19 protein-coding genes are annotated in these 19,644 nt (G+C 59.4%); 8 read left to right on the top strand and 11 right to left on the bottom strand.

What is annotated here, in order from left to right:
• Positions 1 to 134 precede the first annotated feature (134 nt).
• Positions 135 to 548 (top strand): PepSY domain-containing protein, encoded by a 414-nt coding sequence (locus tag FDQ92_RS14790; protein WP_170180398.1) that lies wholly within the window; start codon positions 135 to 137, stop codon positions 546 to 548.
• Between the two features lie 148 nt (positions 549 to 696).
• Positions 697 to 984, top strand: a complete 288-nt coding sequence (locus FDQ92_RS14795) for a hypothetical protein (protein WP_137425604.1) — start codon at positions 697 to 699, stop codon at positions 982 to 984.
• A 365-nt stretch (positions 985 to 1,349) separates the two neighbouring features.
• Here the strand turns inward: FDQ92_RS14795 and FDQ92_RS14800 are convergent, their stop codons facing one another.
• The 6 genes from FDQ92_RS14800 to FDQ92_RS14825 all read right to left on the bottom strand — a co-directional run bounded on the left by FDQ92_RS14800 (position 1,350) and on the right by FDQ92_RS14825 (position 5,939).
• Positions 1,350 to 2,555: an MFS transporter gene (locus FDQ92_RS14800; RefSeq protein ID WP_137425605.1), complete on the bottom strand. Its 1,206-nt coding sequence runs from the start codon at positions 2,553 to 2,555 to the stop codon at positions 1,350 to 1,352.
• A gap of 3 nt (positions 2,556 to 2,558) precedes the next feature.
• Entirely contained in the window at positions 2,559 to 3,182 is a 624-nt protein-coding gene (locus FDQ92_RS14805) for a DedA family protein (protein ID WP_137425606.1), read from the bottom strand.
• A 1-nt stretch (position 3,183) separates the two neighbouring features.
• Complete coding sequence (locus FDQ92_RS14810; RefSeq protein ID WP_137425607.1) at positions 3,184 to 3,732, bottom strand: hypothetical protein; 549 nt, start codon at positions 3,730 to 3,732, stop codon at positions 3,184 to 3,186.
• Positions 3,733 to 3,744: 12 nt separating this feature from the next.
• Positions 3,745 to 4,503, bottom strand: a complete 759-nt coding sequence (locus tag FDQ92_RS14815) for an ABC transporter permease (RefSeq protein WP_211341305.1) — start codon at positions 4,501 to 4,503, stop codon at positions 3,745 to 3,747.
• A complete protein-coding gene (locus FDQ92_RS14820) occupies positions 4,500 to 5,432 on the bottom strand; it encodes an ABC transporter ATP-binding protein (protein ID WP_137425608.1) in 933 nt (310 codons plus the stop codon). Before FDQ92_RS14820 ends, FDQ92_RS14815 begins: the two co-directional genes overlap by 4 nt.
• A 105-nt stretch (positions 5,433 to 5,537) precedes the next feature.
• Complete coding sequence (locus FDQ92_RS14825) at positions 5,538 to 5,939, bottom strand: PepSY domain-containing protein (protein ID WP_170180399.1); 402 nt, start codon at positions 5,937 to 5,939, stop codon at positions 5,538 to 5,540.
• 959 nt (positions 5,940 to 6,898) lie between these two features.
• Between FDQ92_RS14825 and FDQ92_RS14830 the strand changes: the two genes are divergently transcribed.
• From FDQ92_RS14830 to FDQ92_RS14840, 3 genes are all read left to right on the top strand, one after another.
• A complete protein-coding gene (locus FDQ92_RS14830; RefSeq protein ID WP_137425610.1) occupies positions 6,899 to 8,089 on the top strand; it encodes a hypothetical protein in 1,191 nt (396 codons plus the stop codon).
• Positions 8,090 to 8,279: 190 nt separating this feature from the next.
• Positions 8,280 to 9,590, top strand: coding sequence for a lipopolysaccharide biosynthesis protein (locus FDQ92_RS14835; RefSeq protein ID WP_246042008.1), 1,311 nt, complete (start codon positions 8,280 to 8,282; stop codon positions 9,588 to 9,590).
• On the top strand, positions 9,587 to 10,687 hold the full coding sequence (locus FDQ92_RS14840; protein WP_137425611.1) for a glycosyltransferase family 4 protein: 1,101 nt from the start codon (positions 9,587 to 9,589) through the stop codon (positions 10,685 to 10,687). The genes FDQ92_RS14835 and FDQ92_RS14840 overlap by 4 nt, the downstream gene beginning before the upstream one ends.
• Here the strand turns inward: FDQ92_RS14840 and FDQ92_RS14845 are convergent.
• Positions 10,668 to 11,549, bottom strand: a complete 882-nt coding sequence (locus FDQ92_RS14845) for a glucosamine inositolphosphorylceramide transferase family protein (RefSeq protein ID WP_137425612.1) — start codon at positions 11,547 to 11,549, stop codon at positions 10,668 to 10,670. The two genes, FDQ92_RS14840 and FDQ92_RS14845, sit on opposite strands and share 20 nt — an antisense overlap.
• 759 nt (positions 11,550 to 12,308) lie before the next feature.
• Here FDQ92_RS14845 and FDQ92_RS14850 point away from each other — a divergent pair.
• Positions 12,309 to 12,491 (top strand): hypothetical protein, encoded by a 183-nt coding sequence (locus tag FDQ92_RS14850; protein WP_137425613.1) that lies wholly within the window; start codon positions 12,309 to 12,311, stop codon positions 12,489 to 12,491.
• A gap of 183 nt (positions 12,492 to 12,674) precedes the next feature.
• Here FDQ92_RS14850 and FDQ92_RS14855 read toward each other — a convergent pair whose 3' ends face one another.
• The 4 genes from FDQ92_RS14855 to FDQ92_RS15335 all read right to left on the bottom strand — a co-directional run bounded on the left by FDQ92_RS14855 (position 12,675) and on the right by FDQ92_RS15335 (position 17,076).
• Positions 12,675 to 13,637 carry a hydroxymethylglutaryl-CoA lyase gene (locus tag FDQ92_RS14855; RefSeq protein WP_137425614.1) on the bottom strand — a complete coding sequence of 321 codons (963 nt, stop codon included), beginning with the start codon at positions 13,635 to 13,637 and terminating at the stop codon, positions 12,675 to 12,677.
• A 198-nt stretch (positions 13,638 to 13,835) separates the two neighbouring features.
• On the bottom strand, positions 13,836 to 15,335 hold the full coding sequence (locus FDQ92_RS14860; RefSeq protein ID WP_137425615.1) for an acetyl-CoA acetyltransferase: 1,500 nt from the start codon (positions 15,333 to 15,335) through the stop codon (positions 13,836 to 13,838).
• A 43-nt stretch (positions 15,336 to 15,378) separates the two neighbouring features.
• Positions 15,379 to 16,311, bottom strand: a complete 933-nt coding sequence (locus FDQ92_RS14865) for an MBL fold metallo-hydrolase (RefSeq protein ID WP_170180400.1) — start codon at positions 16,309 to 16,311, stop codon at positions 15,379 to 15,381.
• Between the two features lie 588 nt (positions 16,312 to 16,899).
• Positions 16,900 to 17,076: a hypothetical protein gene (locus FDQ92_RS15335; protein ID WP_170180401.1), complete on the bottom strand. Its 177-nt coding sequence runs from the start codon at positions 17,074 to 17,076 to the stop codon at positions 16,900 to 16,902.
• A 408-nt stretch (positions 17,077 to 17,484) separates the two neighbouring features.
• On the opposite strand from FDQ92_RS15335, the gene FDQ92_RS14870 reads away from it, so the two are divergent.
• Both FDQ92_RS14870 and FDQ92_RS14875 read left to right on the top strand, forming a co-directional pair.
• The gene (locus FDQ92_RS14870) at positions 17,485 to 18,633 is read left to right on the top strand and encodes an aminotransferase class I/II-fold pyridoxal phosphate-dependent enzyme (protein WP_137425617.1); all 1,149 of its coding nucleotides are present in this window, start codon (positions 17,485 to 17,487) and stop codon (positions 18,631 to 18,633) included.
• Positions 18,630 to 19,643 carry a glycosyltransferase gene (locus FDQ92_RS14875; protein WP_137425618.1) on the top strand — a complete coding sequence of 338 codons (1,014 nt, stop codon included), beginning with the start codon at positions 18,630 to 18,632 and terminating at the stop codon, positions 19,641 to 19,643. Before FDQ92_RS14870 ends, FDQ92_RS14875 begins: the two co-directional genes overlap by 4 nt.
• Position 19,644: the final 1 nt, after the last annotated feature.

Consider the following 19,644-nt stretch of genomic DNA (forward strand, 5'->3'; position numbering starts at 1 on the left):
AATAATGTTTTTTCGTGTTGCTTCATCTTTTCTTCATGGTGAGGGGTATAGAGGAGTCATCAGGCAGGCACCGAACGAATGGTCGTCCTGGTGCTCACTGCCGGAACAATCGCACCAGCGAAGGAGGTATCGTCATGAAGAAAAGATTGTGTGCGCTCATCGGCGTCGGTGTTCTGTTTGCCGGTATTGCCGCCACCGGGATGACTTACGCGGATGAGAACGACCAGGTGATCCGCGATGGCACCATTCCCGTCAGAGTGGCTGAAGCCGATTTTCCTTCACTTGCAAGGGTCACACTGGACGAGGCCATTCAACAAGCCCTGGTCGCGGTACCGGGCCAGGTCCTGGGAGTGCAGCTCGAGGAGGAAAACGGTTTCCTGGTTTATGAGGTCGAGGTGGTGAATGCCGACCGGGCCGTCGTGGATGTAGAGGTGGATGCCGGCTCGGGGGAGGTACTGGCCATCGACCAGGATAATGACGAGGATGAGGCGGATAGCGAAGAACATCGCGATGCCGGCGATGAGGTCGGGCAGGAGCGTGAAGATTAACCTCGACCACACCGTGGGAATTGGAAACGGGTGCCGGTGAGTCGCTTCCTCGGGGCCGTACCGGTCGCGCTGACTTTTCGGGGTGATCACCCTGGCCCCTACCGGGGCGATCACCCCGCCAGTGCACGCTAACGAGCCGACTTGCCACGTGGTCGCGTACCCTGATCCGCGGCTTGTTCGCCGCCCGCGGCATCTCGTGTTCCTGATCGCTGCCGGTGCCGCCGGCGCTAGCGCCGCTTCGTTCGGCCTGTCGGCGGTCATGGCGCCGACGGGCCCCAGGCGCAACCGCGCGGTGGGGGCGAAAACATCTGCTTTTTCAGCCCTGGAGGAACGCTGGACCATGGGTTCAGTCATCTTTTTCATACACGACCTGTCCCTGACCGGTGTCGCCGACAACACGCTGGGCCTCGCCCGCCATCTCGCAAAGGCAAGCTGAGATGTCGACATCGTCACCGTGGCCGCGACCTGGATTGAGCGCGGCGGCACACTTTCCGTCACGCCTTTGCGGCCGGGCTGTTCTGGCAGTCGTACCGCGACCCTGCGAAATGTGCTGCCCTCCCTGCGGCGGCATCTGCGGCGCCGGCGGCCCGAGATCGTCTTTTCGGCGGGAAACCACGCCCATCTCGGCTGTTGGACGGCAACGCGCGGGCTGGTGATCAAGCTCGCCAGCCGCATCAGCAACGACCCGTGAATGCGCGGCGTGGGGGCGCCGCGGCGGCGGTTCACCAGGTTTCCCCGGGAGGTCAAGCTCACGTTGCTCGCCAACAGCGCCGACCGCAAGGAGCGTATTCAGATGCGCTGTCATCTGGGCACTTCGGAAAATGGCCGCTGCCGCCATTCGTTGAGGGCAACCCCCATCAGCGCCAAGGCCGCGAAAACCGCTCCCGCGTAGAAGGTGAAGGAGGCGCCGAAGCTGTCCCACAGCAGCCCCGCGATGGCGCTCGCAATCAACATGGCGATGCCGCTGACCAGGTTGAAAAAACCAAAGGCCGTGCCGCGCAGATCCTCAGGCGCCGCAGCGGCAACCATGGCCGCCAGCAACCCCTGGGTAATCCCCATATGAAGGCCCCACAAGGACACCCCGACAGCAACGGTGAGCCAATCACCGTTTGTCGCTAGGACCAGATCAGCCGCGACCAGGACGATCAATCCCAACGACAGCAACGCGCCGTGGTTCATTCGATCCGAAAGCCTGCCGAAGGGATAGGCGGATTCTGAATAGACCAAGTTCATGCCGACCATCACCAGCGGGACGTAGGCGACCGGAATCCCCCGCTGCTGGGCGCGGAGCACAAGGAAGGCTTCACTGAATCGCGCCAAGGTGAACACCGCGCCGATGCCGACGACCCACCAGTAAGCTCCGCCCAATCGCCCGAGATTGTCGCGGCGAAGCGGATTGGTGCGTTTTTCGCCGACGTGCCGGTCCGGTTCGCGCACGCCGAACAAGAGCAGAGCGACAGCGATCATGCCCGGGATGACAGCGACCCAAAACACGGCTCGGAAGTCGTTGGCCCAGAGCAGCATCAGGCCGACCGCCAGCAGCGGGCCAAGGAGCGCCCCGACCGTGTCGAGGGCTTGACGCAGGCCGAATGCCGCGCCGCGCATCGAAGATGGAGCCAGGTCGGCTACCAGTGCATCGCGGGGCGCGCCCCGCATCCCTTTCCCCACGCGATCCAGCAAGCGGGCCGTGAAAACGACGGCGGCGGAGGGCGCGATGGCAAACAGCGGCTTGGTCAACGCTCCCAGGGCATAGCCGAAAACAGCCAGTGCCTTGCGTTTGCCCAGATAATCGCTGAGTACGCCGGAAAAGACTTTGACGATGAGAGCCGTGGACTCGGCCACTCCTTCGATCAGGCCGACGGTGGATGCGCTGGCACCCAAGGTGACGACTAGAAACAGGGGAAGCAGGCTGTGGATCATCTCGGACGAGATGTCCATGAACAGGCTCACCAGGCCGAGGGCCCAAATGCTGGCCGGAATGCGTTCGAGCGGGGCGTGCGTGCTCATTACCTACCCGGATACTCTCTGAATCCGTCTGGTACGTCGTTGCCATTTACGCCAATACAAAAAACAAATGATGCTGCAACCGGTTGCCAAAATCAATGTAACCCAGCGCAGGTTTTGCATCACCAGTTGCTCGTTGCGGCCAAACCAGAATCCCAAACCGGCCAGCACCAACACCCATATTCCCGCGCCCAACGCCGTGGCCGCGCAAAAAATGAACATATTCATGCGGGCCAGCCCCGCCGGAAGTGAAATATACTGGCGGATGCCCGGAAGCAACCGGCCGACAAAGGTGCTGATATGCCCATGACGTTCAAAAAAGCGGTCGGCGTTTTCCAGGGACTTGGGGCTGACCAGCAGGTATCGCCCATACTTTTCAAAGAACGGTCTTCCGAACTTCAGGGCGATCCAGTAGTTGAACACAGCCCCCAGCAGGCTGCCCAATGTGCCGCAAAAGATGACCATCGCAATATTCATCTTCCCGCTTGCGGCAAGGTAGGCGGCCGGCGGGATCACCACCTCGCTGGGAAACGGAAAAAACGAAGACTCCAAGGCCATGAGCATCACGATGCCCGGATAGCCCCATTGGCCGACGGTATCGACCAGCCAGACGACAACCTGGTGAAACATGTCAAAGCCTCCCGTTCCCATGACGCCGCCTGGTATTATTGAAGATTATCAGACCGATGAACAACAAGGGTATCCCCGCCGCCACCGGCAGCACCCGTCCGGCCTGGAGCACCGGTTTTTGCCGGACATGGAACTGAATGGTCGGGCCGGTGTATACTTGTCGGCCGCCGCGGTCGGTGACGCTGACCACCACCCGGTAATCGCCGCCCTTGATCAGCCGCATGGGCCAGTCGGTGCGCAGCGTCTCTCCGGGTTTCAGGCTCGCCCCGGTAACGGCCTTATGCGCGCTCCAGTCCTCCAGGTCCACCGGTTGTTCATTGCCCGGGTCGATTTCAACCAGGCTGATCCACGCCACCAGGCCCTCGATGGGGGAAGTCCCCGTGTTGGTGATGGTGCTCCAGAATTGCAGGTGGTCTCCCATGACAGGCGACGCTGGATTTTTCTCGTCGGACCGTAGGTTGATAGAAACGGGGTCCAGGGCCGCCGCTGCAATAGACGCGGACAGCAGTATCGAAGCAATCACTGAAAACAGATTTGTCAGTATTTTCATGACATTCCCCCCTTATTGAAAATCGGGACGGGCGGCGCTGCGCCGGGCCGCGAGCAGGCAGAGCCCCAACCATGCGGCGACGAGGAACAGCCGTGCCGTCTGGACTGAAAACGGCTCACTGTCGATGATGACGCTGTCGAAGGTGTTGAGGGCTCCGGCGAACGGATTGACGGCGTCCAGGGCGCGGCCGATGACGCTGCCGCGCAGGCCCGGTCCGATCAAAAGCGGACTTGCGGACAGCATCAGCAAGGTGACCGTGGTGAGCAGCGATGTCATGACGCTGCCCGTTCGGGCCGACAGCGCCATGGCCAGGTAGCCGAATCCGAGCACCACCGGGGTGCCGAAAAGCGCCAGGTAGAACAGGGCCGGGCCGAGATTCTGGCCGCTTGCGCCCACGGCCCAAAGATAGGGGACACTGGTCACGAACATGACTCCCCAGGCGGTCAGCAGGCCCAATATCTTTCCGGCCAGCAAGGCGTCAGGAGCAACGGGCGCGCACAGCAAGGGCACCAGAGTGCCACGCTCCTTTTCCCCGGCGTAAGCGTCGCTTCCCAAAATCGCCGCCAGCAGCGCTCCGGCCGCCATGACCGTTCCGGCCATCATATAGACGACCTGGGCGTTGTCGAGCAGACTGAGCTCGGTGTTGCTCACCAGGAGCAGGCTGAACGCCGACAGCAGGCCGCTGAAGGTCAGCAACCATACCATACCTCTTTGACTGCGCAGCATCTGTGCACTTTCCTTACGGGCAATGATCAACGTCGTGTTCATCATGCCACCTCCTGCGTCTGATGTAGCTCCTGGCCGGTATGACTCATGTAAAGCTCCTCCATACTCGACGCCTCGGAACGAATTTCCAAAATTTTCCAGCCGCGCCGCCACAGCTCACCCCAAAGCGGGGATGGCCCTTCGGACGGCTTGACTTGGACCTGAACGCGCCACCAGCCGCCTTCGTGGCCCAATACGGTCATCCCGGCCGGAAGGTTACCGGTGTCCGGTTCGGTTTCCAGACGCAGACGGTATTGTTGACCGCCCCCCTGTTCCGCCAGCAGATCGGCAATCGAACCTTCGAGCCGGGTGCGGCCGTTGTCGATGATCCCGATCCGGTTGCACAAACGGTCCACATCGTCCAACAGGTGGGTACACAACAGCACTCCAGCCTTTCCATCGGAGGCGAATTCCACCAGCAGGTCGTGAATCTCGCGCCTGCCCTTGGGGTCGAGCCCGTTGGTGGGCTCGTCCAGAATCAGCAATTTGGGGTGCGGCGTTAAGGCCCGTGCCACGGCCAGGCGCTGCTTCATTCCTCGCGAATAGGTCCCGATAGGGCGGTGCGCTTCCGCCCCAAGTCCTACTTTTTCCAACATTTTTGCCACATCTTTTTCGGTGGGGGCAAAATCGTAGAGCCGTCCGTACCATTTGAGATAGTCGGGGGCGGTCATCCAGTCGTAAAACCCCGCCTTTTCCGGCATCACCCCCACCGAACGGCGGATGGAAACGGCGTCGTCCGCCGGGTTGCCACCCAGAACGCCGATACGTCCACTTTCGAAAACGCGGAGGCCCAAAAGGGCAAAAATAGTGGTGGACTTACCGGCCCCGTTCGGCCCCAGCAGACCATACGTGTCACCGGGACGCAGATGCATATCAACGCCCTTGAGGATTTGCTTTCCTTCGATACTTAACCGAAGGTTCTCGATATTGATCATGGTGTAAGCCTCGCACTAAGAAATTAACACGACATTGCCGCCGTTGATAACAGCGCGCCCTGAACCAGTTTGACAAGTCCGCGTTCAGGGCGCGCCGGTTGGGTATTAATCCTCACGGTCCTGGTCATTGTCTTCGCCGGATTCGCGATCCTCGTCGTCCGCTTTGTCCTTTTCCATGGCCAGCACCTTCCCGGTACCGGCATCCACCTTCACATCCACGACGGACTTGTCGGCGGACACCACCTTGATCCCATACACCAGAAAGCCGTTTTCATCCTCCAGTTCCGTCTTCAAGATTTGGCCCTGGACCGAGGCCAAGGCTTTCTGAACGGCCTGATCCATCGAGATCTTGGCCATCGAGGGGAACTCCGCCTCGGACTGCTTTTCGATCCGGATGGTGCCATTCTTGACTTCGGTACCGTCCGTATCGGCGAAACTTGCGCCGGCGACGGCAAAACCGATGGCCAAAGCTCCGCTTCCAATGACCGCAATCCATTTGCCTTTCATGATGATACCTCGTCTTCTTCGGGTTATTCCGGCAGCGCATCGGCAAGACGACCCGTGTCTTGTCCCCACCGGGTTGACGCCACTGTAAACCCTCATCATGAAGAGAGCATGAACCGAAGCGTATTGTTACCAGGTGCCGGAGGGAATCGGAGTTTGATCCCGGTGCCGAGGCCTTGTGGACCCGGGCCGTTAAACAGGGCTTTAAAGGCAGTGAATCCATGGTGCGCCGGTATGTGAGGCTGGCCAAGATGCAGCTTGGCTCATCTTTGACCGTTGCAAAAAAGTATATCTGTAATGTCAATCACATACGACCCCGTTGGAAGTTTTTGGCACTACACTCCCTTCCGTCTAGGGGAGTACCCGGATGGTGGGAGGGATGGCAACTCCCACGGCCCTGAAGACGCTGCTGCACGTGCCCAGACACGGGGACCGCAGAGCGAAGCGCTTGCCGTTCTCCTCGATGACGATTTCCTGGAGCTCGAACCGCTTTTTCTTATGCGGACCGATGCGCGCCTGTAAATCGCTTTCCCCGTGTCGTTCCGAACAGCGGCCCCTTCCCGCGTCATTCCAAACGACCGGATGCTCTTCCGCCGTCTCGTTCCGATGAACCTGGATTCCCCGGATCGACTCCGGGGCAGTCTTTGGTCAAGCCCGGAATGACGGCCAAAAGCCGGACGCATCCGGTTTGCCTCAGCACCTCGATGATGTGGGTTTAATTCAAAAGGCATCGGCAACCTGGGCCATCGCTTCTAATCCGCAAGTCTTAATGTTTTCTTCATAAAACAAATCCTAGAGTGCTTCATTAACGATTTTTTAATCGAGGTGAAAGCCATGCTGGGGAAAGTCATGCATGCACAGATTTCGGTTATCACAAACCGATTTAATTGATCATTTTTCGATTATGACAATCAAACATCCTGTTTTTACTAAAAAGCAACTGTTCAAGGTAAGGCATTCGGATGCGCATTGGCTTTCTTTTAAACCATGACCAAATTCATCAGGTCGCCCACAGCCTTCCTATCGCCATCGCGCTGGCCGATGGTGGTTTTACCGGGGAGATCATTGTCGCCACCACGACGGAGCGGATGAAGCGGGAGTGTTTGCGCCTGGGCGGGGACCGAATCGGGCGCAGCATCCAGTATGTGACATTGGAACTGAAGAGCAAGTCCAAGATCCTTTCCCACTTGCTGGAAATCGCCATGCCTGCCCGCAAGTTGCTGATCTATGGCGACAATCTGGATTTCTTCCGCAGCTTGGACATTATGGTCGTAGCGGAGAAAACCTCCCTGGTTCTGAAGAAGCTCTATGGGCTGAAGGATCTGAAAATCGTCCATACGCGCCACGGAGCCGGGGATCGTGCCATCGGTTTTGATAAGGCGAGCGCCGGTTTCGATCATGTGCTGTGCTCAGGGCCCAAAATCAAGGAGCGGCTGATCACGGAGGCGGGTGTGCCGGCGGAGCGTATCAGCATTGTCGGCTACCCGAAATTCGATATGCTCAATCCCAGCGTCATGCGGTTTCCGGCGCGGAACGGCAAGCCTGTCGTGCTGTATAATCCCCATTGTTCTCCCCATCTGTCCTCCTGGTTCAAACATGGGCGGCAGGTGCTGGATTTCTTCATCGAGAACGAGGATTACGAGCTCATCTTCGCCCCGCATGTCATGCTGTTCGAACGTAGCTTCGTACTCACCATCGACAAGCTGCGCCTCAACCGGAGGGGCCATATCGATGTGCGGTACCTGAAGGCCCCGAACATTCGTATCGATTTGGGCAGCCGTGCCTGCACGGATATGAGTTACACGCTGATGGCCGATCTCTACCTGGGGGATGTCAGCAGCCAGGTCTATGAATTCCTGCTGCGGCCGCGTCCCTGTCTGTTCCTGAACAGCCAGGGTGTAGACTGGCGCAATGATCCCAACTACACGCAGTGGCAGGCGGGCCCTGTCATTGATAATCCGGCACAATTGGCCACGGGCCTGAAGCGCGCCTTCGAAAGTCATACGGGAGAATATCTTGCAGTACAGCAGCAGATGTTCGCCCGGAGTTTTGATCTGGATGATCGCCCCTCCTCCAGGCGGGCGGCTGAGGTTCTGATGCGGCTGACCGACCAGACAGCGGGCAGGGTTGGATCATCCAGAGCTACCGGATAACCCTGGTTATCACGATCCTGCTGCCCTTCTTCAATGAGGAAGGCTGGATCGGGGATGGCATCATCAGGATCATTGCGCGGGTCGGGCCGGCGATATAGCCTGAATCGCCGGCCCCGGATGCGTTGGCCTTGATGATTTCCTGTGTCCAGACTGGAATGCCGTCGCTCTGTGTGGGAGAGGCGAATTGGACGTGAAACAGGTTGGGGCGTCGCAGGGGACGCTGCGGCGGATTTTCGGCGGGCTGGGGCTGGTACTGGGGGGCAAGGCCGGGGCGGGGCTGATCAGCCTGGCCTATCTGGTTATCGCCACCCGCGCCCTGGGCCCGCATGATTATGGCGTGCTGGTGCTGATCCATGGTTATGTTACCACGGTCTGCGGCATCGTGGAATTTCCTGCCTGCCAGGCGGTGGTCCGCTATGGGGCGGAGGCGCGGCGTGATGAGGCCACGCACCGGCTGGCCCGCCTGCTGCGGTTCGGAGCCCGGGTGGAACTGCTGGGCGGGCTGACCGCCATCGTGATAGCGGCACTGTGCGCCCCGCTGATCGGTCCACGGCTGGGCTGGCCGGAAACGGCGCTCGTTTTCTCCATTCCTTACAGTCTGGCCGTGCTGGGCTCTGTGCGCTCCACCCCGGCCGGCTATCTGCAATTGATCAACCGATTCGATCTGCTGGGGCTGCATAACCTGGTCCAGCCGCTGGTACGGCTGACCGGCGCTGCTCTGGCGGCCGTGGCCCGCTGGGGGCTGACCGGCTTTCTGGTGGCCTGGTTGCTCGCGGCGCTGGCGGAATTCGCCGTGCTCTGGGCCCTTGGCCTCTGGTTCGCACACCGCCATCTGGGACGGGATTTGCGCTATCCGGAGCCGGGCAATGCGGTAGCGGACAATCCGGGCATCTGGCGCTTCCTGCTTATCAGCAATGCCGATGTGACCTTAAGCGAACTTGCCGGCCGGGCGGTGCCGCTGATTGTCGGCTGGGTGCTGGGGCCGACAGCGGCCGGCCTGTTCTCCGTGGCGCAACGGGCCACCGTGCTGATCACCCAGCCGGCCCAGATTCTGGGTGATACCGCCTATCCGGAAATGGCCCGCATGGTGGCCGGCGGACAGGGCGGCAGCGCCCTGCGCCACACACTGGTGCGCGTCACCGGCATCGCCCTGGCGGCCAGCCTGCCCATCATCGCCATTATCTGGTTATTCGCCCCGCAGATCGTCCGGTTGATCGCCGGGCCGGAATTTGCCGGAGCAACGGGGCTCATGGTGGTGCTGGTACTGGCCCGCGCACTGGCCCTGGCCGGCCCACCCGCCACGGCGGCGCTGACGGCACTGGGACGGCCCGGCTGGTCCATGTCCGCCAACCTGACCGCCAACCTGCTGTTCCTGCCCATCTTCCCGGTACTGCTGAATCTCCAGGGGCTGAATGGGGCTGGCACCCAGGCCATGGGACAGGCCGCCACCGTCAGCCTTCTGCTGTTGATCCTAACCTGGAAGCGGAGTGCGCAGATATGACCACCACCCTACGCATTGCCTATATCATTAATTCCGTGGAAGGCGGCGGGGCTGAGCTGGCCGTTCCCGCCCTCACCCGAGTGATGCGCGATGCCGGGGCGAGTGTGCGTGTCTTCGCCCTGACACGCCGGGATGGCCGCGCCCTGCCGCGGATGCAGGCGGCCGGGCTGGACCCGCTGGTACGCGAGGGCGGGTTGCAGGACCATTGGCAGGCATTGCGCTGGCTGCACCGGGAGGTGCGGGCCTGGGGTGCCACCCATCTCTGGACCTCGCTCAACCGCGCCAACACCATGGGTTTGCTGCTGGGGCCTTACCTGGGCCTGCCCGTCATCTGCTGGCAGCAAGCGGCTCATCTGAGACCCTGGATGCGCCGGCTGATGCGGCTGCTGCAATCACGGGCGGCGTTGTGGGTGGGGGATTCCGCCTACATCGCAGACCTGACGCGCCAACGGCTGGCGGTGCGAAAGGATCGGCTGATGACCTGGCCGATCTTCGCCGCCGATCCTGACCAGCCTGTCTCCGCCCCCTGGCAACCGGGGCAGACCCTGCAACTGGGCAGCCTGGGCCGGCTGCATCCAGAGAAGGGCTATGAAGAATTGATCAAGGCGCTGGCCCTCTTGCGCCGGCAAGGCTTCACCCCGCCCTGTCCCATTCGGCTGACCCTGGCCGGTGAGGGCAAGGAGCGGGCAAGGCTGGCGGCCCTGGCAGCCCGGGGCGGGGTGGCGGACATTGTGCTGCCCGGCTATATTGATCGGCCGCAGCACTTCCTGTCCGGGTTGCATCTCTATCTGCAGCCATCGCATTCCGAGGGGTTCTGCATCGCGGCCCACGAAGCGATGGTGGCGGGCCTGCCCGTGCTGGCCTCCGCCGTGGGGGAAATCCAGTTCAGCATCCGCGAGGGCATTACCGGCCACACGGTGCCGCCCCGCGATGTGCCCGCGCTGGCCGACCGGCTGGGCCGGATGCTGGCCGAACCGGGGCGGCTGCACACTATGGGCGCCGCCGCGCGAAGCCTTATCCTGGATCGTTTCTCCATCAGCCGCTTCAACGCGGCGGGTCAGGCAATCATGCGGCGGATCAGCGCAACCGGCGCCTGACCTCCAGCCACAGGCCGGCCAGGGAGCGGTCGATATATTTCACATCAATCAGGGTAACACCCCCGCCGCTGCTCAGGGTGTGAAACCCCTCCCGGTAACGCCCCGCCGATGCCGGCACCGGCAGAGGTGCGCCCGCATTGGCGGCAAACCCGGTCTCGTCCAGCCGGTCGATCCATAGGGGGCGCACAGCGCCGCCATAGGTGCGGCTGCAATCCTGCGTCGGCAACATGATCCGTCCATCGATCAGGGTTGCCGTACCGCCAGGGCGGGACGATGCCATGTCGATCCGCACCGGGTTGCCCGGATGCGGGAACCAGGGGCCTGTGATACGTTCGGCCCAGGCCACATGCAGATGACCCATCCGGGTTTCCCGCCGGTCGGCAGGGGAATAGAACAGCCACCAGCGCCCACCATGGGAAAACGGGGTGGCATCCACCGGCACCCGGTCCAGCTTGATTTCAACCTCCCGCACCCATTCATGTAGGCCGCTGCGCATCCGATAGAGATGCAGGGTGCCGGATCGGTGCGCCTCGGGCAGCATCCAGACGGCACCATCCGCCGCGAACACGATCGGGTAGGAGAGGTGCCAGGGCTCGGCCAGACATGGTCGCCGTTCCAATACCTGGAAATCAGCCCCCAGGGATAGCAGGTCGATGGTGCCGTGCCGAGTGCGGTAATCATAGGTTTCGGCGAACAGATGCAGATGCCCGTCCTGGCGCCAGGGAAAGGGATCAGCCAGGAAGTGGAAAGGTGGCTCTTCCGGCAGCCAATGCACCGGCACGTCCGCCACCCCCTGGGCCAGCACCTGTTCGACGGGTTGGTCGATGATACCGCATCTCCAGATATCCTTGCGGTGCGGCATAACTCTCCCCTTCCTGAATCGGTTTTATCCGGTCCTGTGCGTGATGCGGAGACGCAATTGCTTCACCCGGTGCCAGAGGCGGCGTATGGATGCGTTTCACCGATGATGATGTCGCGGACGCTCATGGCAGGCGATCATCGCTTGACAGCGGGAACAACATAGCATTCCATCGCCGCGAGAACCCTGGGCCCGGAACGGTTCGGCCAGTTCGCGCTGGTGCTGACCTATGCCCAGGCGGTGAACAATCCCGTGCAATTCAATTCCTGGCAAACCCTGATCCGCCCGGGCTGTTTTCAGGCGGGGTGATCGCCTTTCTGGTTGCCTGGGCGCTAGCCGAGCTGCTGTCCACCCTGGCGCTCTGGCTCGCCGCTGCCCACGAACTTGCGCGTCGCGATCTCGACCGCCGGCCGCGCGGTGGCTGGTTAAAGACGGTGGTACGGGAGAATCCGGGTATCTGGCGTTTCGCCTGGTTTGCCAACGCGGCGGCGACACTTGCGCTGGCCTGGCGCCAGGTCGGCACGCTGGCGGTGGGTATTGCGGCGAGTCCCGCCGCCGGCGGCTACCGGTCCTTAAGCCCGGCCCGGCAACGCATCAAGCACCTTCTCCTGGAGCTGATCCCGGTGGCGCTGGCCGGTATTCCGCCGCGGTGGACATCGCCGCGGTACCAACCCACTTCCGGATGCACGACAAGCTTCCCCCGGTCGCCGTGGCTGAGCGGTCAAGGTCTACCCGGAGAAAACTGGTGGATCCCGGTGGCAGGTGAAAATGCAGCTGGCGGAAGTCGAAGCGCCGGGCCATCACCCGCTGACCGCCGGCAGTCAGCTCATGAAGCCGCCGGCGGGCGGCGGCTTCAACTTGAGCCAGATCGTTCAGCAGGCGCGCCCGGAGCGGATTCAAATGGATGTAGGCTGCAAGCTGCTTCAGATAGGCGTCTTCCTGTAATTAAATGATTTTAGCGGATCTCTATTTTCTAAATCATGATGCCTTCGTAAAAAATCCGAATTGTCATCCCGGCCCGAGCGCAGCGAGGGATCTCTTCGTAGAACTAAATGTATAATAACAGCGGATGTTTTAAGATTCCTCGTCGCAAGCTCCTCGGAATGACAATGGCAGTTTTCGGCCTTTTTACGACGTTATCATACATGCCTGCCGACCTATATTGCACAATTCGTGAGCCAGAAGAGGATCCGCCGGCCCACTTTTCATTAGTTGGCCGGGCAGAGGGTGTTGGAGAATTTTCTCAAGGGCCTGAGCGGCCTTAATCAGCTTCGCAAGGTTAATCCCGGTATCTACGCCCATTTCTTCGAACATGAATACGACATCCTCCGTCGCAAGATTCCCGGCGGCCTGTGGAACGTTTGGACATCCACCTATGCCTCCGAGCGAGGTATCGAACATGTTTATACCTGCCAGGTAGCCAGCGTAAAGGTTTGCCATCGCCACTCCTCTGTTGTTGTGAAGATGCAGGCAAAGCGGGACGTCAGCAAGTTCTTGTTTGAAGAAGGAAACCATTTTCGAGATCTGCCTTGGATTGGCCATGCCGGTAGTATCGGCCAAGGAAATGCGATCTGCGCCGCATCCGACAAAATGACGAGCGATTTTTAACACATCTGCCTCAGGCACTCTGCCTTGGTATGGACAACCGAAAGAAACGGCAATCGCGCCCGCCACCGGCACACTTTTCTCTCGGGCCATTTCGAAGATCGCTTCGAGATCCGCAAGGGAATCGACGACGCTGCGGCGTACATTGGCCTGGTTATGAGCATCGGAGGCGGATACAAATACCAGCAAACGGTCCGCGCCGGCTTTGAGCGCGAGCTGGGCGCCTTTAATGTTGGGCACCATGATCTCGTGCTTCAACGGCCCGGAGCGATCTACACGGGCCATCAAATCGGCTGCATCCTTAAGCTGCGGAATTGCTTTTGGATTCACGAATGAGGTCGTTTCCAGGTATTCGACCCCGGCTTCTGAAAGGGCTTGAATCAGCAATAGTTTGTCTTCGGTGGAGACAAAAGCTTTCTCAGACTGCAATCCGTCTCGCAGGGCTACTTCTCTGATAATCACCTTGGATGCGACGTCCATTTGCATTTTTGCACCATTATCATTGAAGGATCCTTACCAAGTCTACCGCTTTGAAGGATACTCGGTCAACATTGTTGAATTTCACAATACTCTGGTGTCCCGGTTTCTGATTAATCCAGGTCGAAAGCGGGTTCTCCCTGCAGGCGTAGCCGGCGCGTGGGCGTTTTCCGGCCCCATGGAGGGGTTCGTGCGACAGGCTCTTGGTTATAAATAGAACCAGTTCAAGGCCGTGGAATCTTCGTACTTTATTTCCCCCGTTTTTCCTATGGGCTCCTCGATGGTCATCCGTTCGACCGCATCGTCCTCCGGCCGCATCTTGGCCAGGAATCTGTTGCCGTCTTCGTCTCTTCCTATCACAATCACCCCGCTTGCCCTGGCGCTACGGTCATAGGAAATGGAGTATGTTTCCAACACCCCCTTGCCAGAGGCGCGGTCGACAACGTTAACCCGGGGGTATCGCTTGGCCTTCTTTTTCGGATCGTGGGGCGTCAATCCGGTGTCGCCCGGGGAAGCGCTGTACAGTCCCACGGAGTGCTTGCTGATAAACCAGCTTAACGCCTGCACCAAGCCGTAGGCCCCTGGATTGCGGCGCAGTAGCTCCACCATGCTGGATATGGCGTGTAGGGCATAGTTATTCCCGGGTCCGCCGAAGTATGGCATGCCACCCGTGACGGTAAGGGGCCTCGGATCGTCAGGCTTGATGCCCAGCATCTCCCTGGCGATACGCGGAGCGCACGGAAAACAGCTGTAGAAGTCGAGGTACTCGACCTCGTCCAGCGATATTGAGGCCTGGCCCAGGGCGCCTTCAACCGCGTCGGCCAGCGAAGGGCTGGCCCACAGGTGGGGACGTTCCGTCACGTGGAAGACGTCCTCCGCATCACCGTAACCTCTTAAAAAAACTATTTTATCCTTGGGTATGCCGCATTCCTCCGCCGTCTCCAGGTCGCTCATCAAAACCGCCGCCGCCTGATTCACGCTCATGTTGGAACACATCGACTTGGTGTAAGGGTAGACCACCATGCGGTTCTCGGATGTCACCTCGGCGATCTCCTCGGCGCTCATGGCTTTTCTGGTCCAGGAGAAGGGATTGTTGGAGGCGATCGTCGACATATCGGCGCAGAAGGAGGAGAGCTCGTGACAGTGATCGGCCAGAGTCTTGTTCCAATGGGCCCGCAGGGCGTTCTCAAACAGAGCGTATATAGCCGCCGGCCAGCCCAATCCGTATCGAACCTCGATGTCGGTGAGGGGCATCCTGATGTCTCCCACGAAACGTTTCCGCCTGGACGAAGCATCACCGCGATAATAATCGTCGAGAACGTTGGCCATGGGCTGAATCTTTTCACGGGTGTAGAACGCCTCGGCACCACAGATAAGCACCCACTGTGATTGTCCCGAGAGGATCCTCTCGGCCGCGCGGTTCACGAACCACTGGGGCGCCGTGGCTCCGATAGCGGTATAGCCCGTCTCCGAGGGTCGGATTCCCAGTGTATCGGATAGGTCCTGCGCTGGAGCCTCCAGGTCTCGCGAGATGCAGTTGACTATGTAGAGCGTATCCACCCTGTTGAGATTATCCAGGGACGCGTCCCTTCCGGCTGCCCGTGCCGCTTCGGCCATCATATCGATGGGGTTGAGCTGCTGCGCGGTCGTCTCGCGATACACCGACTGCGCCACCCCGACCAGAACCGGCATCTTGCTCTTCAACATAAATCCATCCTTCCTTTACTCATAGGTTAGGTACCCTTTCTCGCTAAACCAGTTCCACCATCCATCCCTCGTCCTCACCCCGGCATATCACCTTTCCTTCCATCTCCAGCTTGTCCAGGTGGCACTGCAGCATTTGGGGGGCGGGGAAGACGGTTATCAAGGAATTTTTGAATACCCTTGTTACCAGGTCGGGAAAGGATACGGGCCCCGAGACAAGCTCATTTAAAATCCTCTCCTCGCGGCGCAGTATGGCTGCCCTGGTTTTCTCGATCTCGTTATGGGGTTCCTTGCTCGGTCTCCCGTGGGAGGGGAGGAGCAGCCTTGCGGGAAGCTGCGAGAGCCGGTCCAGGCCGTTCAGGAATTCCGTAACTCCGCCGGAAGAAGGGGAATACCAGGTTACGACGTCCCCCACGGCATCAGCGCTGAAGAGGATTCCGTGGTCCCTGTCGAAGAGGGAAACCATGCCCTGGGCATGGCCTGGGATCACGATCACCTGGAAGGAGAAATCACCCAGGACGAACTCCCCTTCCGTAGGGATCTCGTCGGTGGCCGTAAAACCGGCCATGGCACAGGAGACATTACTGAAGTACTCGATGATATCCATCTCCTGTGGAGCCGCGGGGCCCAACCCATAGCGGGAAGGTAGTGTTACATCGAAGGTACGGTTAAGCCGCGAGGGCTCGGCGGCCAGAGGTATCTCCACCGGATGAAGGAAAATGCGGGGGCTTATCTCCTGCAGGAGGTAGCGCATAGCGCCCACATGGTCGGGATGGGCGTGAGTAAGAACCACGGTGTGAACGTCCTCGATGCGTAAGCCCTGTACCGCCACGAAATTCTTGACCTTCTGGTAGGCCTGCTCCTGGCCGCAGCCCACATCCACCAGGATAGCTCCATCCTCGTCACGAATAAGCAGTATATTTGCGGAGGCCGGCCAAATAGCCTCCTCTATCTGAAGAAAATGCATACCTTCAGGCAACACAATGCGCCCCCTCTCATATTCGATGCCATCTCTTAGACAAATCATCACGGAAGACCTATCGACACTGGTTTACGGTCATAATTACGGCTCGCATTATTGAGTATTCCCTGAATCCGTGAGGTGTGGTTGAGCGAGCTGAGTTGCGGGCATGGCGACTCCATTTTGAGCGGCCGACGAGGCCCTGTTTCAGCCGGTTCCTCGGATCATCGACTTTCGAGTGGCGGAAAAGAGCTCATGACGGTGCTCTTTCAGCCGTTTATAGATCAACTCCTGGATCACGGTCTTTACGCGACGCCGCACGGCCCGATGCCGTACGGGCGGAAAATGGGCCAGGAGCGCGTGCGGTTCGGAGGGGATACCGACTTGAGGGACCCGGAAACGCGACAACGACCGGCGATCGGCACAAGCGGCACACTCCATGTGTGCCGCACCGATCGCGGATGTCATTGCCAGCGGAAACGGAGCGTGAGTCGGAGGCTCCTCTCCGAACCGTTGATTTCCCAAACTATACCAAAAGCGTTGTTTTAGGGACAATATATTCCGATGATTTTCGGACACTGTTGACCGGTGTTCACAGCAAAGCCATCATAGCTGCATCAACACCCGGATGAGGCGATTCAGCACGCAAGGATCGAAGTCTCGGTGGATCTCGATTCGATGCCGACCATTAACCACCAGGCTGAGGGCCGGTCCGCCGCAAAGTATGGCCCTTTCTGATTTCGGTACCGGCCATTCCACCAGGCACGTGGTGGAGTCGGCCATCCTGGATCGTTGCTCCTTTCTCCTGTACCTGAAGCAATAGAGTTTCAGATCCTGCTGACGGCAGTACTTTTTGAGTGAGCCCGCTCGCCTCCCAGCGCCTCATGTGCTCCAACCAAAACCTTCGCTTTTCCTATCGCACTCCAAGGGCTGAATGCCGCATCGCTGACATCTTTTCCTCTGGAGGTCGGCTTCCCGTAGTCGGTGGAGCGAAAAAAGATCGGGTTCGCTGAACGCTCACGTGTTGACTGACTGATTTGATAGAAAAGACCCGCAACCCTCTTTTTCTCGCCTCTTCATCATTTCTTCATTTTCCTCCGTTACATTCCCACCCAAGGACGGATCGGATCAGGAGACCCCTTTCCGATGCGCCATATAAAACGGTTTGAAGCTCGATAGAAGAAAGAGATTATGCGGACAACCTTTCTGCCGTTTTCCAAGCCGTCCATCAGCGAAGCCGAAATCGAGGCGGTGGCCGAGGTTCTACGTTCCGGATGGATCACCACCGGCCCCAAGGCCGCCGAATTTGAAGAGGCCTTTAAGGCATACTGCAATGCCGAAGGGGCAGTGGCGCTATGTTCCGGTACGGCCGGCATGCATCTTCTGTTGGCGGCCATGGGTATCGGTCCCGGAGACGAGGTGATCACCCCCTCCATGACCTGGGTCTCCACGGTGAATCTCATCACGCTCGCCGGAGCCACGCCGGTTTTTGCCGATATCGAACGCGAGACGCTATTGGTTTCGGCAGAAACCGTTGAACCGCTCATTACCGAACGCACCAGGCTGATCATCCCGGTGCATTTTGCAGGCGCCGCGGTGGATATGGACCCGTTGCGGCAACTGTCTTCGGCCAAAAACATTCCTTTGGTTGAGGACGCGGCCCATGCCGTCGGCACACAATACCGGGGGGAACGGATCGGCCGGCGGGGAACCGCCATCTTTTCGTTTCACCCCATCAAAAACATGACCTGCGGCGAAGGCGGGATGTTTTGTTCGGACGACCCTGGTCTTATCGAGCATATCCGGAGGTTGAAGTTTCACGGGCTTGCCAAAGACGCCTATGACCGCAACACGCAGGGGCGTTCTCCGCAGGCAGAGGTCCAGGAACCTGGATTCAAATACAATTTGACCGACATGGCGGCCGTCCTTGCCTTGGGACAATTACGCCGGCTGGACGAGTTCAATCGAAAACGGGCGCTTCTGGCGCATCGTTACCGGGAATTGTTGGCAAATATCGATGAAATCATGCCTCTCGCCGTTCCTTCCTATCCCATGCGCCACGCGTGGCACCTGTTTGTTGTCCGTCTGGACACAAAGCGGGTGGGTATGGACCGGGAAACCTTCATGGCGGAACTAAAAAAGCGCAATATCGGTACGGGTATCCATTTTAAGGCAGTGCACAGGCAGAAATATTACCACGAGACATTGCAGCTGCCTGAAGGCGCGCTGCCGAACACGGAGTGGAATTCGGATCGGATCTTTTCGCTCCCCTTGTTTCCGGACATGACCTTGAACGATGTGGATGAAGTTGTTGCGGCCATCAAGGAGGTGATCGCATGAATGCCGCGCCGGATCTTTCCGTGGTCATTCCGGTCTATAACGAAAAGGAGAATCTGCCGGAGCTTATTGACCGCTGTCTGGCCGCCTGCCGAAGAACCGGGCGCGATTTTGAAATCATCCTGGTGGATGACGGCAGCAGGGACGGCTCCCGTGATCTCATTCTCCAGGCCGCTGATCAACACATTGAAGTCGTCGGCGTGGTATTGAACCGCAATTACGGCCAGCATGCGGCGGTTTTTGCCGGGCTAGAGCAGAGCAGGGGCCATATCGTCGTCACGCTCGATGCGGATCTTCAGAATCCTCCCGAAGAAATCCCCAGACTGGTTGCTGAAATGGATCGCGGTGTGGATGTCGTGGGCACCGTGCGCGAAAATCGGCAGGACTCCCTATTCCGCCGCACAGCATCGGCCCTGGTCAACCGGCTCGTCCGGCGGACCACCGGGGTCATGATGCATGACTACGGCTGCATGCTCAGGGCTTACCGGCGGCGGGTCGTCGAGGCCATGCTCCAGTGCCGGGAACGCTCCACTTTTATTCCGATCCTGGCCAACAGTTTCGCAGGCAGCACCGCCGAAATACCCGTCAAACATGCCTTGCGGGAAAATGGTGAATCCAAGTACAGCTTCCTTAAACTGATTTCGCTTCAGTTCGATCTGCTCACATCCATGTCCACCTTTCCCCTGCGCTTGCTTTTATTGCTGGGGTTGCTCATCGCGGCCAGCGGCATCGGCTTCGGCGTCCTTCTGATGGTGTTGCGATTTGCCTACGGCTCTCAGTGGGCTGCCGAGGGTATATTTACACTGTTTGCGGTGCTCTTTGTCTTTATCGGGACGCAGTTTATCGGAATGGGGCTTCTCGGTGAATACATCGGACGCATCTATGACGATGTTCGCAGAAGGCCTCGCTTTTTTATACATGAAATCCGCGGCAACTCCATCGATGATTGCGGCGACCTACCCTATTCTGGTCTCCATATGATGGTCGCAAGTCGAGCAAATCAACAACGTTGAA

It is taken from the genome of Desulfoglaeba alkanexedens ALDC, assembly GCF_005377625.1.
Classification (GTDB): Bacteria; Desulfobacterota; Syntrophobacteria; order Syntrophobacterales; family DSM-9756; genus Desulfoglaeba; species Desulfoglaeba alkanexedens.

Bases quoted from the DNA above. Each gene is read 5' to 3' on its own strand.
- FDQ92_RS14805 (WP_137425606.1), bottom strand. From the start codon at position 3,182: ATGTTTCACCAGGTTGTCGTCTGGCTGGTCGATACCGTCGGCCAATGG.
- FDQ92_RS14860 (WP_137425615.1), bottom strand. From the start codon at position 15,335: ATGTTGAAGAGCAAGATGCCGGTTCTGGTCGGGGTGGCGCAGTCGGTG.
- FDQ92_RS15335 (WP_170180401.1), bottom strand. From the start codon at position 17,076: ATGGCCGACTCCACCACGTGCCTGGTGGAATGGCCGGTACCGAAATCA.
- FDQ92_RS14845 (WP_137425612.1), bottom strand. From the start codon at position 11,549: ATGCCGCACCGCAAGGATATCTGGAGATGCGGTATCATCGACCAACCC.
- FDQ92_RS14875 (WP_137425618.1), top strand. From the start codon at position 18,630: ATGAATGCCGCGCCGGATCTTTCCGTGGTCATTCCGGTCTATAACGAA.
- FDQ92_RS14810 (WP_137425607.1), bottom strand. From the start codon at position 3,732: ATGAAAATACTGACAAATCTGTTTTCAGTGATTGCTTCGATACTGCTG.
- FDQ92_RS14825 (WP_170180399.1), bottom strand. From the start codon at position 5,939: ATGAAAGGCAAATGGATTGCGGTCATTGGAAGCGGAGCTTTGGCCATC.
- FDQ92_RS14870 (WP_137425617.1), top strand. From the start codon at position 17,485: ATGCGGACAACCTTTCTGCCGTTTTCCAAGCCGTCCATCAGCGAAGCC.
- FDQ92_RS14830 (WP_137425610.1), top strand. From the start codon at position 6,899: ATGCGCATTGGCTTTCTTTTAAACCATGACCAAATTCATCAGGTCGCC.
- FDQ92_RS14800 (WP_137425605.1), bottom strand. From the start codon at position 2,555: ATGAGCACGCACGCCCCGCTCGAACGCATTCCGGCCAGCATTTGGGCC.
- FDQ92_RS14840 (WP_137425611.1), top strand. From the start codon at position 9,587: ATGACCACCACCCTACGCATTGCCTATATCATTAATTCCGTGGAAGGC.
- FDQ92_RS14820 (WP_137425608.1), bottom strand. From the start codon at position 5,432: ATGATCAATATCGAGAACCTTCGGTTAAGTATCGAAGGAAAGCAAATC.
- FDQ92_RS14815 (WP_211341305.1), bottom strand. From the start codon at position 4,503: ATGATGAACACGACGTTGATCATTGCCCGTAAGGAAAGTGCACAGATG.
- FDQ92_RS14855 (WP_137425614.1), bottom strand. From the start codon at position 13,637: ATGCAAATGGACGTCGCATCCAAGGTGATTATCAGAGAAGTAGCCCTG.
- FDQ92_RS14790 (WP_170180398.1), top strand. From the start codon at position 135: ATGAAGAAAAGATTGTGTGCGCTCATCGGCGTCGGTGTTCTGTTTGCC.